The sequence below is a fragment of the Streptomyces sp. R28 genome (genome assembly GCF_041052385.1).
Classification (GTDB): Bacteria; Actinomycetota; Actinomycetes; order Streptomycetales; family Streptomycetaceae; genus Streptomyces.
Window position 1 is genome coordinate 9,730,098 of record NZ_CP163439.1, and the last position, 15,433, is coordinate 9,745,530.

General features: G+C 71.9%; 15 protein-coding genes. 10 read left to right on the forward strand and 5 right to left on the reverse strand.

Annotated features, from left to right (window positions below):
- Positions 1 to 15 precede the first annotated feature (15 nt).
- The 6 genes from AB5J49_RS42680 (at position 16) to AB5J49_RS42705 (ending at position 5,253) form a co-directional block, all read left to right on the forward strand.
- Positions 16 to 1,365, forward strand: coding sequence for an L-fuconate dehydratase (locus tag AB5J49_RS42680; protein ID WP_369174252.1), 1,350 nt, complete (start codon positions 16 to 18; stop codon positions 1,363 to 1,365).
- Positions 1,362 to 2,117, forward strand: a complete 756-nt coding sequence (locus AB5J49_RS42685) for an SDR family NAD(P)-dependent oxidoreductase (protein ID WP_369174253.1) — start codon at positions 1,362 to 1,364, stop codon at positions 2,115 to 2,117. Before AB5J49_RS42680 ends, AB5J49_RS42685 begins: the two co-directional genes overlap by 4 nt.
- Entirely contained in the window at positions 2,114 to 3,082 is a 969-nt protein-coding gene (locus AB5J49_RS42690) for an aldo/keto reductase (RefSeq protein ID WP_369174254.1), read from the forward strand. The genes AB5J49_RS42685 and AB5J49_RS42690 overlap by 4 nt, the downstream gene beginning before the upstream one ends.
- Complete coding sequence (locus tag AB5J49_RS42695) at positions 3,079 to 3,393, forward strand: L-rhamnose mutarotase (RefSeq protein WP_369174255.1); 315 nt, start codon at positions 3,079 to 3,081, stop codon at positions 3,391 to 3,393. The genes AB5J49_RS42690 and AB5J49_RS42695 overlap by 4 nt, the downstream gene beginning before the upstream one ends.
- Complete coding sequence (locus tag AB5J49_RS42700) at positions 3,390 to 4,223, forward strand: amidohydrolase (protein ID WP_369174256.1); 834 nt, start codon at positions 3,390 to 3,392, stop codon at positions 4,221 to 4,223. Before AB5J49_RS42695 ends, AB5J49_RS42700 begins: the two co-directional genes overlap by 4 nt.
- Before the next feature lie 133 nt (positions 4,224 to 4,356).
- Positions 4,357 to 5,253, forward strand: coding sequence for a hypothetical protein (locus AB5J49_RS42705; RefSeq protein ID WP_369174257.1), 897 nt, complete (start codon positions 4,357 to 4,359; stop codon positions 5,251 to 5,253).
- Between the two features lie 150 nt (positions 5,254 to 5,403).
- Here AB5J49_RS42705 and AB5J49_RS42710 read toward each other — a convergent pair whose 3' ends face one another.
- Entirely contained in the window at positions 5,404 to 6,825 is a 1,422-nt protein-coding gene (locus AB5J49_RS42710) for a lipase maturation factor family protein (RefSeq protein ID WP_369174258.1), read from the reverse strand.
- Between the two features lie 119 nt (positions 6,826 to 6,944).
- On the opposite strand from AB5J49_RS42710, the gene AB5J49_RS42715 reads away from it, so the two are divergent.
- From AB5J49_RS42715 to AB5J49_RS42725, 3 genes are all read left to right on the forward strand, one after another.
- A complete protein-coding gene (locus tag AB5J49_RS42715) occupies positions 6,945 to 8,213 on the forward strand; it encodes a DUF6777 domain-containing protein (RefSeq protein ID WP_369174259.1) in 1,269 nt (422 codons plus the stop codon).
- A gap of 89 nt (positions 8,214 to 8,302) precedes the next feature.
- Entirely contained in the window at positions 8,303 to 10,378 is a 2,076-nt protein-coding gene (locus tag AB5J49_RS42720) for a SpoIIE family protein phosphatase (protein WP_369174260.1), read from the forward strand.
- Positions 10,379 to 10,448: 70 nt separating this feature from the next.
- The gene (locus AB5J49_RS42725) at positions 10,449 to 11,312 is read left to right on the forward strand and encodes an Fpg/Nei family DNA glycosylase (protein ID WP_369174261.1); all 864 of its coding nucleotides are present in this window, start codon (positions 10,449 to 10,451) and stop codon (positions 11,310 to 11,312) included.
- A gap of 27 nt (positions 11,313 to 11,339) precedes the next feature.
- Here AB5J49_RS42725 and AB5J49_RS42730 read toward each other — a convergent pair whose 3' ends face one another.
- The 3 genes from AB5J49_RS42730 to AB5J49_RS42740 all read right to left on the reverse strand — a co-directional run bounded on the left by AB5J49_RS42730 (position 11,340) and on the right by AB5J49_RS42740 (position 13,351).
- Complete coding sequence (locus AB5J49_RS42730) at positions 11,340 to 11,993, reverse strand: zf-HC2 domain-containing protein (RefSeq protein ID WP_369174262.1); 654 nt, start codon at positions 11,991 to 11,993, stop codon at positions 11,340 to 11,342.
- Between the two features lie 151 nt (positions 11,994 to 12,144).
- Positions 12,145 to 12,660, reverse strand: a complete 516-nt coding sequence (locus AB5J49_RS42735) for a hypothetical protein (RefSeq protein WP_369174263.1) — start codon at positions 12,658 to 12,660, stop codon at positions 12,145 to 12,147.
- A 145-nt stretch (positions 12,661 to 12,805) separates the two neighbouring features.
- The gene (locus AB5J49_RS42740) at positions 12,806 to 13,351 is read right to left on the reverse strand and encodes a sigma-70 family RNA polymerase sigma factor (RefSeq protein WP_369174264.1); all 546 of its coding nucleotides are present in this window, start codon (positions 13,349 to 13,351) and stop codon (positions 12,806 to 12,808) included.
- A gap of 211 nt (positions 13,352 to 13,562) precedes the next feature.
- Between AB5J49_RS42740 and AB5J49_RS42745 the strand changes: the two genes are divergently transcribed.
- Positions 13,563 to 14,717 (forward strand): CapA family protein, encoded by a 1,155-nt coding sequence (locus AB5J49_RS42745; RefSeq protein WP_369174265.1) that lies wholly within the window; start codon positions 13,563 to 13,565, stop codon positions 14,715 to 14,717.
- Between the two features lie 237 nt (positions 14,718 to 14,954).
- Here AB5J49_RS42745 and AB5J49_RS42750 read toward each other — a convergent pair whose 3' ends face one another.
- Positions 14,955 to 15,419: a universal stress protein gene (locus AB5J49_RS42750; RefSeq protein WP_369174266.1), complete on the reverse strand. Its 465-nt coding sequence runs from the start codon at positions 15,417 to 15,419 to the stop codon at positions 14,955 to 14,957.
- Positions 15,420 to 15,433 lie beyond the last annotated feature (14 nt).

Sequence of the window (15,433 nt, forward strand, 5' to 3'; positions counted from 1 at the left end):
ACCGAAAGGCCCTCCGTGTCCCCGACCCCCGCCCGCATCACCGCGGTCGACACCTACGACATCCGCTTCCCCACCTCGCGCGAGCTCGACGGCTCCGACGCGATGAACCCGGACCCGGACTACTCGGCCGCGTACGTCGTCCTGCGCACCGACGCGGCGGACGGGCTCGCGGGGCACGGGTTCACGTTCACCATCGGGCGGGGCAACGAGGTCCAGGTCGCCGCGATCGAGGCACTGCGCGGGCATGTCGTCGGCCGCCCCGTCGACGAGCTCTGCGCCGACCCGGGGACCCTGAACCGCGACCTGATCGGCGACAGCCAGCTGCGCTGGCTCGGCCCCGAGAAGGGCGTGATGCACATGGCGATCGGCGCGGTCATGAACGCCGTGTGGGACCTCGCCGCCAAGCGCGCCGACAAGCCGCTGTGGCGCCTCCTCGCCGACGCCGCCCCGGAGTGGATCGTCCGTCAGATCGACTTCCGGTACCTCACCGACGCGCTCACGCCCGAGGAGGCGCTGACGATCCTGCGCCGGGGCCGGGAGGGCTCGGCAGAGCGCACCGCCCGGCTCCTGGAGCGCGGCTACCCCGCCTACACCACCTCCGCCGGCTGGCTCGGCTACGACGACGACAAGCTCACCCGGCTCGCCGCCGAGGCCGTCGCCGACGGCTTCCGGCAGATCAAGTTGAAGGTCGGCGCCGACCTGGCGGACGACGTACGGCGCTGCCGCGTCGCCCGCTCGGTCGTCGGGCCGGACATCCGCATGGCCATCGACGCCAACCAGCGCTGGGACGTCGACGAGGCGATCCGCTGGACCAAGGCCCTCGCCGAGTTCGACCCGTACTGGATCGAGGAGCCCACCAGCCCCGACGACGTCCTCGGCCACGCGGCGATCCGCAAGGCCGTCGCCCCGGTGAAGGTGGCCACCGGCGAGCACGTGCAGAACCGGGTCGTCTTCAAACAGCTCCTCCAGGCCGGCGCCCTCGACGTCCTCCAGATCGACGCGGCCCGCGTCGGCGGCGTCAACGAGAACCTCGCCATCCTGCTGCTCGCCGCCAAGTTCGGCGTCCCGGTCTGCCCGCACGCCGGCGGCGTCGGCCTGTGCGAACTCGTCCAGCACCTGTCGATGTACGACTACGTGGCCGTCACCGGCACCACCGAGGACCGCGTCATCGAGTACGTCGACCATCTGCACGACCACTTCCTCGACCCGGTGGTGATCAGGGAAGGTCACTACACGGCACCCACCGCACCGGGCTTCTCGGCTGCCATGCGCCCGGAGTCCATCGCGCGGTACACGTTCCCGGACGGCGCCTTCTGGGCAGAAGACCTCGCCGACGACACGCAGAAGAAGGGGCAGGCGGCATGAGTGACTTCGAGGGCCTCAAGGCCCTGGTGACCGGTGGCGCCTCCGGCATCGGCCGGGCCACCGCGGAACTCCTCGCCGCACGCGGCGCCCAGGTCGCCGTCCTCGACCTGGACACCTCCTCGGTCGAGAAGCCGCTGCTCGCCTACCGCGCCGACGTCACCGACGACGCCTCCGTCCGCGAGGCCGTGGCCGCCGCCGTGGCCGACCTCGGCGGACTCGACGTCGTGGTCAACAACGCGGGCATCGGCGCCCAGGGCACCGTGGCCGACAACGACGACGAGGAGTGGCACCGCGTCCTCGACGTCAACGTGGTCGGCATGGTCCGCGTCGCCCGCGCCGCCCTGCCCCACCTGCGTGAGTCCTCCCACGCGGCGATCGTGAACACCTCGTCCATCGCGGCCACCGCGGGCCTGCCGCAGCGGGCGCTGTACAGCGCGACCAAGGGGGCCGTGTACTCCCTGACGCTCGCCATGGCCGCCGACCACGTCCGCGAGGGCATTCGCGTGAACTGCGTCAACCCCGGTACCGCGGACACCCCGTGGATCGGCCGCCTCCTCGCCAAGGCCCCCGACCCGGCCGCCGAACGCGCCGCCCTGGAGGCCCGCCAGCCCACCGGCCGCCTCGTCTCGGCCGACGAGGTCGCGGGCGCCATCGCCTACCTGGCGAGCCCCCTCTCCGGCGCCACCACCGGCACCTCCCTCGCCGTCGACGGCGGCATGCAGGGCCTGCGTCTGAGGCCGGTGGGCCAGTGACCACCCTGGGGACCAGCGGCGTCCCGGTCAGCGCGCTCGGCTTCGGCGCCGCCGTCATCGGCAACCTCTTCACCGAGGTGACCGACGAGCAGGCGCACCAAGCCGTGACCGCGGCCTGGCAGTGCGGCATCCGCTACTTCGACACCGCCCCGCACTACGGCCTCGGACTGTCGGAACAGCGACTGGGGGAGGCCCTGAAGGCCTACCCGCGCTCCGAGTTCACGGTCTCCACCAAGGTCGGCCGCCGACTGGAACCGTCCACGGCCGGCGGCGACGACCTCGCCAACTGCTTCGCGGTGCCCGCCACCCGCCGCCGCGTCTGGGACTTCAGCGCGGACGGCGTACGCCGCACCCTTGAGGCGAGCCTCGAACGGCTCGGCCTCGACCGCGTGGACGTCGTCTACCTCCACGACCCCGACGACCACGCCGAACAAGCCTTCAACGAGGGCTACCCGGCCCTGGAGAAGCTCCGCTCCGAGGGGGTCGTGGGGGCGATCGGCGCCGGCATGAACCAGGCGGAGATGCTGACCCGCTTCGTCCGCGAGACCGACGTCGACGTCGTGCTGTGCGCGGGGCGTTACACCCTGCTCGACCAGAGCGCGCTCACCGAACTGCTGCCCGCCGCCGTCGAACGGGGCGTCTCCGTGGTGATCGGCGGCGCCTTCAACTCCGGTCTGCTGGCGGACCCGAGACCGGACGTGACCTACAACTACGCCAAGGCCCCCGGCGACTTGCTGCACCGGGCCCTGCGCATGCGGGAGGTCGCCGAACGGCACGGCATCAGCCTGCGGGCCGCCGCCCTCGCCTTCTGCGCGGCCCACCCTGCCGTCGCGAGCGTCCTCGTAGGTGCCCGCTCGGCGGCCGAAGTCCAGGACGCGGCCGACCAGTTCGCCGCCCCGGTGCCCCCGGCCTTCTGGCAGGAGCTGCGCGACACCGGTCTCCTGACGGCCGAGGAGCCGACATGAGAGTCGCCCTGCACACCAAGGTCCGCGCGGACCGCGTCGCCGAGTACGAGGTCGCCCACCGCGAGGTCCCGGTCGAGCTCACCGACGCGATCCGCGCCGCAGGTGCCACCTCCTGGACGATCTGGCGCAGCGGCACCGACCTCTTCCACGTCCTGGAGTGCGAGGACTACGGCCGCCTGCTCGCCGAGCTGGAGAAACTGCCGGTCAACGTGGCCTGGCAGGCCCGCATGGCCGAACTGCTGGACGTCGTGCACGACTACTCCGGCGAGGGCGCCGACGCCGGCCTGCCCGTCGTATGGGAGCTGCCGTGACCGTTGACGCCCACTTCCACGTCTGGGACCTGTCGGTACGGGACCAGGACTGGATCGACGAACACAGCCCGCTGCGACGGAACTTCACGATCGAGGACCTCGCACCCGAGACCCGCGCGGCAGGAGTCGACCGCGCGGTCCTCGTCCAGACGATCACCGTGCCCGAGGAGACCCCGGAGTTCCTGTCCCTCGCCGCCGAGCACGAGCTGATCGCGGGCGTCGTCGGCTGGACCGACCTCACCCGCCCGGACATCGCCGACGAGCTGGCCCGCCTGCGGGAACTGCCCGGCGCCCAGTACCTCAAGGGCATCCGCCACCAGGTGCAGGGCGAGCCGGATGCGGAGTGGCTGCTGCGTGCGGACGTACGGCGCGGACTGGCGGCCGTGGCCGACGCCGGGTTGGTCTACGACCTGGTCGTACTGCCCCACCAGCTGCCGGCCTGCGTCAAGGCCGCCGCGGACCACCCCGACCTCACCTTCGTCCTGGACCACCTCGGCAAACCGCCCATCGCCTCCGGCGAGCGGGAACCGTGGGAGAGCGCCGTCCGTTCCCTGGCCGCCCTCTCCCACACCGTCTGCAAACTCTCCGGCATGATCACCGAGGCCGACCTCGACTCCTGGACCGTCGACGACCTGCGCCCGTACGCCGAGGCGGTCCTGGACGCCTTCGGCCCGCAGCGGCTGATGTTCGGCTCGGACTGGCCGGTGTGCACGCCGGCGGCGCCGTACGGCGACGCGGTGTCCGTGGCGCGGGAGCTGACCGGCGGTCTCGACGCGGCCGGGCGTGCGGACGTCTTCGCGGGCACGGCCACCCGCGTGTACGGCCTTTGACCTCAGCCCCCCGAGCCGCAGGGCGGGGGCAGAAGTGCCGAGGAAATATACGTCTCGTCCGGCTTCATCCTTACTTGTCGGGTCCTCGCTGCGGCGTTAGCTTCGTCCCCAACTCAAGGGAATCGGGGGCGACATGGCGGACGGGCAACCCATCATCCAGGGCTCGGGCGCGTGGAAGAACAACGCCGAGGACAGCGCCACGTCGTTGGTGAACGACGCGAAGGGACGAGCCGACGGAACCGGTCTGTACCTCTTCGGGGCTCAGTCCGGCACGCAATCCCCCGGAGGTGACGGCCTCTACAGCGTCTCCTTCAAGGGCAGCGCCGTGCGGGGCTACAGCTACGAGGGCGACGGGGTCTACGGCGCCTCGCGCAGGAGCGGCTCCGGTGTGCACGGCGTCTCCTCGTCGGGGACCGCGGTCTACGGCGAGGACACGGGCGCCGGCACCGGCGTCCACGGACAGGCCCCGGGCGGGCTCGGCGTCCGCGGCACCGGTTCCGGCACCGGAGTCGTCGGCGAGGCGATCGACCAGCGGGGCTTCGGGGTCCAGGGCTACAACCGCCATGGCCTGGAGGGCGGTTACGGCGTGTTCGGCTTCGCCGGCGTCGGGGTGTGGGGCGACGGAAGGATCGGCGTCACCGGTCGCGGCGTCAGTGACTACGGCATCGGCGTCGAGGGCGACGGCCTCGGCCAGGGCGCGATCGGAGTGTTCGGCGCCACGTCGGCAACCTCCGGCGGTGTCGGCGTGTACGCCACCGCGGCGAACTCCGGATCCACCGCGCTCCAGGTTCAGGGAACCGCCGTCTTCAGCTCCAGCGGCCGCGCAGTCGTCCCGGCGGGCAGGGACCGGTTCACCGTGACCGGGCCGACCATCGGGCCGGCGAGCATGGTCCTCGCCACCGTTCAGGAGGACAAGCGCGGCGTGGCCGTACGCGCCGCCGTCCCTGATCCGGCGGCCGGTTCGTTCACTGTTGTCCTCACCCAGGCGTCCCCGACAGAAACGGCAGTGGCATGGTTCGTGATCAACTGAACGGCGGCGTTCCGCGACCCGTCTCTCCGGGCGAGGAACGTACCCGGCCGGAGCCCGCGTCCACGCCCGCCGAGGCGACTCCTCCCGCGGGCATGCCGACGGCGCTCGTACCCCTGTCGGCTTCCCTCCTCGTGGGAAGGCAGGCCCCCGTCAGCTCCGCTGAGCCACCCCAGCCAACCGGGTAGGCGGCAGATACTCCCGCACATATGTGCGCTCCCAGCACGCGCCCGTCTCCCGCAGCTCACGCCAGGTCGTGTAGCGGTAGCGGAAGAGGCGGGCGCGTACATAGCGGGGCGGGGCGTCCGGCGGGAACGGCGAGCGGCGCAGGAGCTTCAGCGTATCGCGGTCGTTCTCCAGGAGCCGCTCCATCAGCGTGCCGAACCACGACCCCGCATACGCGGGCGACAGGGCGGCGAACCACATCAGCCAGTCCAGCCGCAGATGGTACGGCGCGAACTGCCGCGGCCAGTGCCGGGGATCGCCCGGCTTGCCCTTGAACTCGTACTCCCGCCAGTCCGAGTCCTCGCGCGGCACGTCGTCGGCGGTGCCCTCGATCACCACCTCGTACCGGGTCCGGCTGACGCTGCCGAACGCACCGTAGGTGTTGACCAGATGGAGTGGGTCGAAGGAGCGGTTCATGACCTGGCGGCGGGAGATCATGTTGGCGACCGGGTGGTAGCTCAGGACCAGGAGCAGCGCGGCGACCGCCAGGACCACGACCTCGTACCACAGCGGCGCGTCCGGCACGGACGGCGGATCGCTGGGCCACCGCACCGCCGACAGGGCCAGCACGATGGTGATCCAGTTCAGCCAGGAGAAGTTGCCCGACAGGACCAGCCACAGCTGGGTCGCGAGCATCAGCGAGGCGGCGGCCGTCGCGATCGGCTGCGGGGTGAAGAGGAGTACCGGCACGACGAGTTGGGTGACGTGGTTGGCGGCCACCTCGACGCGGTGCAGCGGCTTCGGCAGATGGTGGAAGAACCAGCTCAGCGGGCCCGGCATCGGCTGGGTCTCGTGGTGGTGGTCCAGGCAGGTCAGCTTCCGCCAGCAGGCGTCGCCGCGCATCTTGATCAGGCCCGCGCCGAACTCGACGCGGAACAGGATCCAGCGCAGCAGGAACAGCACCACGATCGGCGGCGCCACCTCGTCGTTGCCCAGGAACACGGCGAGGAAGCCGACCTCCAGCAACAGGGACTCCCAGCCGAACGAGTACCAGGTCTGGCCGACGTTCACGATCGACAGATACAGCGCCCATGGGATTAGCCACAGCAGCATGGCGCCCCACAGGGGGACCGCGTTGTCCAGCCCGGCCAGCAGCGCCGCCGACACCGCGCAGCCCGACCAGGCGCAGGCGGCGAAGAACCGGTCCGAGTAGTGCAGTTGGAAGATGCTCGGGGCGGCCTTGAAGGGCACCCGCGCGACGAAGTGCGGCACGGGCAGCATGCCGCGCTCACCCATCAGCGCCCGGAACTGCAGGGCCGCCGTCAGGAACGCGACGAGGTACACGCCGGCCAGAGCCCGCTGGAAGACCAGCCGGCTCGTCCAGTAGTCCGGTGCGATGAACCACTCCACGGCCGCGCGCTCCTTTCCTCATTGTCGCGCCGATGACCCCGGGGAGACCCCGGTGACTCTGCGTATACCACCTCTCCGCTTGCGTAACCCAAGTGAGTGAAGCAGACAATAGTGGCGAAATGTCTGATAACCGGCGAGAGGACGTGGTGCGGACACTCACCGGAACCATCGTCACGGCCTGCGCGCTCTCGGCGGCGCTCGCCGTCGCCGGCTGCGGCGCCGGGAGCGACGGGGACACGGAAGCGGGCTCGGACGTGTTCCTCCAGCCCGCCGCGGACCAGGGGCCGGATCCCTTCACCGACTCCACGGCGACCTCGACCGTCGCCCGGTCGCCGCTCACCCGAACGCCGAGGCAGGCGCGCCCGGGGCGGGCCGGGCTCCGGTCCCTGTCCGGTGAGACGCCCGGTCTGTACGGCGGTACCCGGGGCGCCGCCAGCTGTGATGTGCTGCGGCAGATCGACCGGCTCACCGCCGACCGGGCCAGGGGCCGTGTCTTCGCCCGGACCGCCGGCATCTCCCAGGCGTCGATCCCCGGCTATCTGCGCGGACTGACCTCGGTCGTGCTGCGTGCCGACACCCGGGTCACCAACCACGGGTTCCGCGACGGCAGGGAGACGGGCTACCAGTCCGTCCTGCAGGCGGGCACCGCCGTCCTCGTCGACAGCCGCGGTGTGCCGCGTGTCCGCTGCGCCTGCGGCAATCCACTCGCCCCGCCCGTCGGCCTGCGGGGCAAACCCGGCACCAGCGGCCGGGCCTGGTCCGGGTACCGGCCGAACCAGGTGATCGTGGTGGCCCCGACGCCGCAGGTGATCACCGACATCACGATCATCGACATCGCCGACAGCACCTGGATCGAACGGCCGATCGGTCATCGGGGCCACGACCGCGACCATGTCGTACGGCCGCCGAAGCCGGTGCCCCCGACCCTGGTCCCACACCCGCACGACAGCGCCTCCGACGCCTCGCCCGGCGAGGGCAGCGCGTCCCCCTCGCACGAGTCGCCGACCGACTGCGCGCCCCCGACGGTCACCGCCACCCCCGGCGCCACCGACGGGCCGCCGAAGAAGACCCCGGCGGCCGCGGCGGGCGGGGTGGACACCGCTCCCGCCGACTGCCCCTCGGCCACCATCACGGCGTCGCCCCCGCCGGCCGACCCCGGCCGTACGCCCGAGTCGCCGGAGCCCCCCGAGGAGCCCGACCCCGCCGACTCGCGGACGGAACCGGAGACCTCCCCGGACTCCTCGCCCTCCCGGGACGCCCCCGAGAAGACCGGCCCCGAGGCGGTCCCCGACACCCCCGACATCCCCGACGGCGGCGGGCTCATCCCCGACGAACCGGGCACCTCCGACAGCATCTTCGGGAGCCCCACCGACGTCTTCGACGGCTGACCGACACAGGTGCGACGACCCGCCCGCCGATCGCGGGCAGTTCCGTCGCCCCAGTCGAAGATTCCGGCAAATCCTGGCAAGGTGGCCCCATGGTTGATCGGGGAGCGAGCGCCCTGTCACTCCCGGACGACTGGCCCGCCCACCCGGATCCGATCCTGGCGCTCAACCGCATGGGCAGTTTCGACTGGGACCTGGACACCGGTCTGTTCCACATGGACGCCCAGGCCCACGAGGTCTTCGACCTGCGCCCCGACGAATACGACGGACACCCCACGACCCTGGCGATCCGGGTGCCGCCACCGGAGGCCTACCGGCTGGACGGCCTGGTCTCCCAGGCCATGAAGGACGGCAGCGAGAACTACGGCGCCTACTTCCGTATCCGCCGCCGCGACGGCACGCTGCGCTGGACCCACACCCAGGGCTACATCCGCCGTGACGAGACGGGCCGCCCGCGTCGCATCATCGGCATCGTCCGCGACGCCACCGACGAACTCGCCGAGAGCGAGGAGCGGCGCGAGCAGGCGGCCGAGGACGAGGCCCGCCGGCAGCAGACCAGCGTCGTCCAGCTCACCACGGCCGCCCTCGCGCACGCCCGCACCGTCCAGGACGTCATCGACGTCCTCAAGGACACCCACGGTCTGAGCAACCTCGGCGCCACCAGCCTGGTCATGGGCCTGGTCGAGGCCGGCCGCATCCGGCTGGTCGCCGAGGGCCCCGTGGGCAGCTTCGTCCCCGGGACCCGGGTCACCCGGATCGACGAGCAGTACCCGATGAGCGAGGTCGTACGGACCCTGAGCCCGCGCTTCATCGAGTCGCCGGAGGAGTTCGCGGACCGCTACCCGATCCTGTGGCCGCACATCACCGACCTGAGCATCACGGCCGCCGCCTACCTGCCGCTGATCGCCCAGGCCCGGCCGATCGGCGCCATCGGCCTGCTCTACAGCGACCGGGGCGGGTTCTCCGCCGAGGACCGCAATGTGCTCGTCGCCCTCGGCAGCAGCATCGCGCAGAGCCTGCAGCGGGCCATGTTCTACGAGCAGGAGAAGGACCTCGCCACCGGCCTGCAGCAGGCCATGCTGCCGCGCACCATCCCCAGCGTGTCCGGCGCCGACGTCGCCGTCCGCTACCGCTCGGCCTCCCTCGGCCGGGACGTCGGCGGCGACTGGTACGACCTGATCCCGCTGCCGGGCGGCCGGGTCGGCGCCGTCATCGGCGATGTCCAGGGCCATGACACACACGCCGCCGCCGTCATGGGGCAGCTGCGTATCGTCCTGCGCGCCTACGCCGCCGAGGGGCACACCCCGGCCACGGTGATGGCCCGCGCCTCCGTGTTCCTGCACGAGCTGGACACCGACCGCTTCGCGACCTGCCTGTACGCGGAGGCCGACCTGTCCACCGGAGTCGTGCAGGTGGTCCGGGCCGGCCACATCGACCCGCTGCTGCGGGCACCCGGCGGCGCCTGCCGTCGCGTCCCGGTCGAGGGCGGGCTGCCGCTCGGCCTGTCCGCGGAGTTCGGGCGGCTCGAATACCCCGTCGCCACCATCGAGCTGGATTCCGACCACACCCTCCTGCTGTGCACCGACGGCCTGGTCGAACAGCCCGGCGCCGACCTCGACGACGGCATGCAGACGCTCACCGCGCTCATCGCCACCGGCCCGGACGACGTACGCGACCTCGCGGACCGTCTCATCGACGTGGCCGAGGAGCGGGGCGGCGAAGACGACGTGGCCCTGCTCCTGCTGCGCCGCAGCGTCGTGGACGCCCCCCAGTCCGGCGGCCGCCTCCAGCAGCATGTCGCCCCCGGCGACCCCCAGGCCCTCACCGGAGCCCGGCACATGATCCGCGCCGCCGTGCGTGCCTGGGGCGCGGTCGACCGGGCCGACGAGATCGAACTGGTCGCCGACGAGCTGATCACCAACGCCCTGATGCACACCGAGGGCTCCGCCATCGTGACCCTGCGGGTCCTCACCGGCTCCGAACGCCGGCTGCGCGTCGAGGTCGAGGACTCCTCCAGCGCCCTGCCACGCCGTCGCGAGGCGGGGGAGTCCGGCGTCTCCGGGCGCGGTCTGCTCCTCGTCGACCTGCTCACGGACGTGTGGGGCGTGGACGCCCGGGGCGGCGGCAAGGCCGTTTGGTGCGAGTTCCTGGTGCCGGAGCGCTCCTGACGCCGTACGCCGTGGAGGGGCGTGAGCTGAGCCGCCTGGCGCTGTCGGTCCCGGGTGGCACTCTGGACCTATGCCGGAACTGCCCGAGGTCGAAGCGCTCAAGGACTTCCTGACCGAGAACCTGGTCGGCCACGAGATCGTCCGCGTGCTGCCCGTCGCCATCAGCGTCCTGAAGACCTACGACCCGCCGGTCACCGCCGTCGAGGGCCACGAGGTCGCCGCCGTACACCGCTACGGCAAGTTCCTCGACCTGGCCACGGCGGACGGCCCGCACCTGGTGACCCACCTGGCCCGCGCGGGCTGGCTGCACTGGAAGGACGAACTCCCGAGCGGCATGCCGCGCCCCGGCAAGGGCCCGCTCGCGCTCCGCGTGGCCCTGGAGACCGGCGCGGGCTTCGACCTGACGGAGGCGGGCACCCAAAAGCGCCTCGCGGTGTACGTCGTCCAGGACCCGCAGCAGGTCGCGGGCGTGGCCCGGCTGGGCCCGGACCCGCTCGCCGACGACTTCGACGAGTCGCGTCTGGCGGCCCTGCTGAAGGACGAGCGCCGCCAGCTCAAGGGCGCCCTGCGCGACCAGAGCCTCATCGCGGGGGTCGGCAACGCCTACAGCGACGAGATCCTGCACGCGGCGAAGATGTCCCCCTTCAAACTGGCCTCCTCGCTCACGCCCGAGGAGACGGCCAGGCTGTACGAGGCCCTGCGGACCACCCTCACCGAGGCGGTCGAGCGCTCGCGCGGGGTGGCGGCCGGACGCCTGAAAGCCGAGAAGAAGAGCGGCCTGCGCGTCCACGGCCGCACCGGCGAATCGTGCCCGGTCTGCGGCGACACCATCCGCGAGGTCTCCTTCAGCGACTCCTCGCTCCAGTACTGCCCGACCTGCCAGACGGGCGGGAAACCGCTGGCCGACCGGCGGTTGTCGCGGCTGCTGAAGTAGGCCGGAACCGGACCGTGCGGCCACGGATCACCGGGGCGCGAGCGTCACCAGGTGGTCCCCGCCCGCCGTACGCACCTCGTAGCGCACGATCTCGTCGGTGTGCATCGCCGAGGCGCCCGTCATGGTGTTCTCACGGGCGTCGTGATGGGCGGCGGACCAGCTGGTCACCGTCTCCTCCGAGCCGTCCCGGCCGACCGCGACGAGGTGACACGCGCGCGGACCCGCGGCGTCCTTCACCTTCAGTTCCACCTGGGTGCCGTAGGCCTCGTTCTCCGTCGTGACCTGCGCCCACACCCCCGACCGCGCGTCGGTCGCCTCGACGACCCGTACGGCCCCGTCGTCGCCGCCCGCCATCATCGCGATCGCGGGTCCGGCGAGGGCGATCACCACCGAGGCGGCCACGGCGTACAGCGTGCGCCGGCGCCGGGCGCGGTGGCGGGCCGCCACCGCTTCGAGCAGCCGGTTCAGCAGCTGCGGTCCCGGCTTGGACATGGGGTGCACGAACTGGGGGGTGGACCGCCGGTACAGCATCAACTGGCGGGTGACGGGCCCGAACTCGGTCACGTGTGCCGCGCAGCGCGGGCACTCCATGAGGTGGTCCTCGAAGCGGAACGCCTCCGCCTCGTTCAGCACGCCGAGCGCGTACGCGGCGACGTCGCGATGCCTCTCCAGGGACCTCATGCCGAATCCTCGTGCCGTTGGGTGCGGGGTGGGTTACTCCTTGCGCCCACTGGTACGCACCAGTCAGTCGAATCACTCAAGCCGCCCACAGAATCGCAACCGAATGATTCGGAGCGGCCCGGGCCGAGGATTGGTCCGAGGAGAAAAGAACTTAAAAAAGATGGATGGCGAGGTGCCCGAGCGGCAGCCCCAGCTGCCACGCCGGTGTCCACACCTTCGGCCCCTCGTCCTCGCCGACCAGCGCACCGCCGCCCGGCACCGCGTTCAGATCGGGTGCGAGCAGCTCGGTCTCCTGCAGCCAGCGCCAGGCCCCCTCGGCCAGCTCCAGGTCGGGCGCGGGCCCGCCGGACTCGACCGCCTCGGCCGCGAGGCCCGCCATGCGCTCGCGCACCCAGTCCTGCCACGGCTGGTCGTACGCCGTCAGCGACAGCCAGGTCTCCAGCTGGGTCACCACCCGGATGCCGGAGAGCTCGCCGTCGGTGTCGGACAGGAAGATGGTCAGCGCCAGGGCATCGCGCCCGGCGCGGAACTCGAAGGACGTCGGCGGCATCAGATCGCCCGTCCGCAGCAGCTCGTCGGCGATGTACTCGGCGTACAACCACGCCATGGGGACGGTCAGTTCGCCGCCGCCGGTGCCGTCCGTGCTCTCTTGACCTCTGTGCAGCATCCCTTCCTGCCTTCCTCCGGTGAGTGCGTCGCCCGACCCTGGGTCCGTGACCCTGGCCCAATCCGGAACACGGATGAGGACAGCCGATTACTCAACCGGGGTGTTCAGCAAGGCGCTTTACGGAGGTTTGACTCGCCCATTGGTTTCACCGCAGGTCGGCCGCGTATCCCGGAAGCACCCTGCGCAGGGCGCGCAGCGCGTAGTACGCGCGGGACTTCACCGTACCGGGCGGAATACCCAGGGTTTGCGCGGCCTCCGCAACACTCGCCCCTTGGAAGTACACGAGCACCAGGACTTCACGGTGCTCCGGAGTGAGTGTCTTCACAGCCTCGCGCACATCGAGCATCTCCGCGGCGCGCTCGGCGTGGTCGGACATCACCCGGGCGTTCTCCAAGACCGCGTCCCCGACCTCCGGCGGCCGTGCCTGCCGGGCCCGCCGCGCGTCGATCGCGAGCCGCCGCCCGACGGTCAGCAGCCAGGGCCGTACGGAGTCGAAGTCGTCGGCGCGCAGCGCCTCGGGATGCTGCCAGGCGCGCACCAGCGTCTCCTGCACGAGGTCCTCGGCGCGCTGCCGGTCGCCGTCGCAGAGCCGGAGCAGGAGCGCGAAGAGGGGCCGGCCGTGCTCGCGCTGCAGTGCGGCGAGCTCGTGCTCGGCGGTCGTCCCGTTCGTGAGGGTGGTTCCGGCCGTCATGGCCGTATGGCATCGCAGGCGGCGGTTCGGGGACAGAGCACGCGCACGGATCTGCGGCGGACGGTCGATCGCGTCGGCGAACGGTACGACGAACGGTCCCTTCCGCCCAGCCGGGGCGCGCCGGACGGGCTAATGGAGGCGGCCGGATTGTTTGCGAGCGCGCTCCGTTTCATACGTATTGGTGGGTAATACGACCACACGGGGTGAGCTGATGATTGCACGCAGTCGACTCGTGGCCCTCGCGCTGACGGCCGCCCTCGCCGCGGGCGCCGCCTGCCAGGCCAACGACCACCAGGCGCCGGGGCATCCGGGCGCCTCCGCCAAGGGCCCTCGCGGCTTCACGCTCGTCGCCTCCGGCGACATCCTCCCGCACGCGTCGATCATCGACCGTGCGCGCTTCGACGCGCGCGGCTCCGGCTCCGGCTACGACTTCCGCCCGATGTTCGCCGGCGTCGAACCCGTCATCTCCCGCGCCGATGTGGCGCTGTGTCATATGGGGACGGTCTACGGCGCGGACGGCCAGTACAGCGGCTACCCGGCCTTCAAGTCCCCGCCGGAGGTGGCCAAGGGCGTCGCCGCCACCGGCTACGACGGCTGCGCCACCGCCTCCGACCACAGCCTCGACGACGGCGCCGCCGGCATCCTGCGCACCCTGAACGCCCTCGACCAGGCGCGCGTACGGCACGCGGGCGCGGCGCGCACCGAGGGTGAGGCGCGCTCCGTGACGGTGCTGCGCGCGGGCCCGGCCAAGGTCGCGCACCTCGCGTACACGTACGGCGTCAACGGCTTCCCGCTCCCGCCCGGGCAGCCGTGGGCGGTCAACCTGATCGACGAGACGAAGATCCTGGCGGACGCCCGCGCCGCCCGGTCGGCGGGCGCCGATGTCGTCGTCGTGTCGCTGCACTGGGGCACCGAGTGGCAGGACGCGCCCGACGGCACGCAGGTGACCCTCGCCCGAGACCTCACGGCCGCCCGCGCCGGCGACCGCCCCGCGATCGACCTGATCCTCGGCACCCACGCCCATGTCCCGCAGGCGTACGAGAAGATCAACGGCACCTGGGTGGTCTACGGCATGGGCGACCAGGTGGCCGGCGCGATGTACAACGAGCAGGGCGTCCAGGACCCGCGCGGCAACCAGTCCACCCTCGGCCGCTTCACCTTCACCGAGCCGGAGGAGTCCGGTGGGCGCTGGGAGGTGTCGAAGGCCGAGTTCGTCCCGCAGCTGTTCGACATCGACGCCGGCCGCGTGATCAACCTCAACCGGGCGCTCGCCCAGGGCGCCGAACTGCGCGGCGTGCGCGACCGGATCCGGGACATCGTGCTGAGCCGGGGCGCGGCCAAGGACGGGCTCACCATGGGGGAGTAGGTCAGTCCACGTCCACGTGGCCGAAGGTCTCCGCACGCCGACGGCAGCGAGATGGCCGAGCGGCTCGTCCGAAGCGTGCCGAACGGCCGCGCGGTGACGATCGAGGACACCGGGCACTTCCCGAACCTGGAGAAGTCCGAGGCCTTCAACGGGGTCCTGCCGGACTTCCTCCAGACCCTGGGCAGTGCACGCACCGCGGGTCCCAGCGCCCCTCGTCGACCACGTGTACAGCCCGGCCTACGGCACCACCGTCACCGGCCACCGCCCCGCCTTGACCAACCGCACCGCGACGGAACCGACGATCCGGTGCCCGGCCTGCTCCGAGGCGCCCACCACCACGGCGTCGGCCTTCAGGTCGTCGGCCGCCTTCACCAGGCCGTTGTAGGGGTCGCCGCGGAAGGTGTGGAATTCCCAGCGGACGTCGAATATCCCCTTCAGCCGCTCGGCCGCGTCCCGGATCTGGGCGATCAGGTCCTCGGCGATCTCGTCGGTGGTCTCCGCGACCGGCGCCCCGAGAGCCGCGCCGGCCGACATCACCGGCTGCACGTACACGACGGCGAGCAGCGCGTGCTGCCGTCGGGCGAGACCACCGGCGTAGGCCGCCGCGCGGAGCGAGGAGTCGGAGCCGTCCACCCCGACCACGATGACCTTGGGCCCGTCCGTGCCCCGCTCGAACTGGTGGTGCGAGTGCTGTTCCGTCACGGCACGGAGGCTAT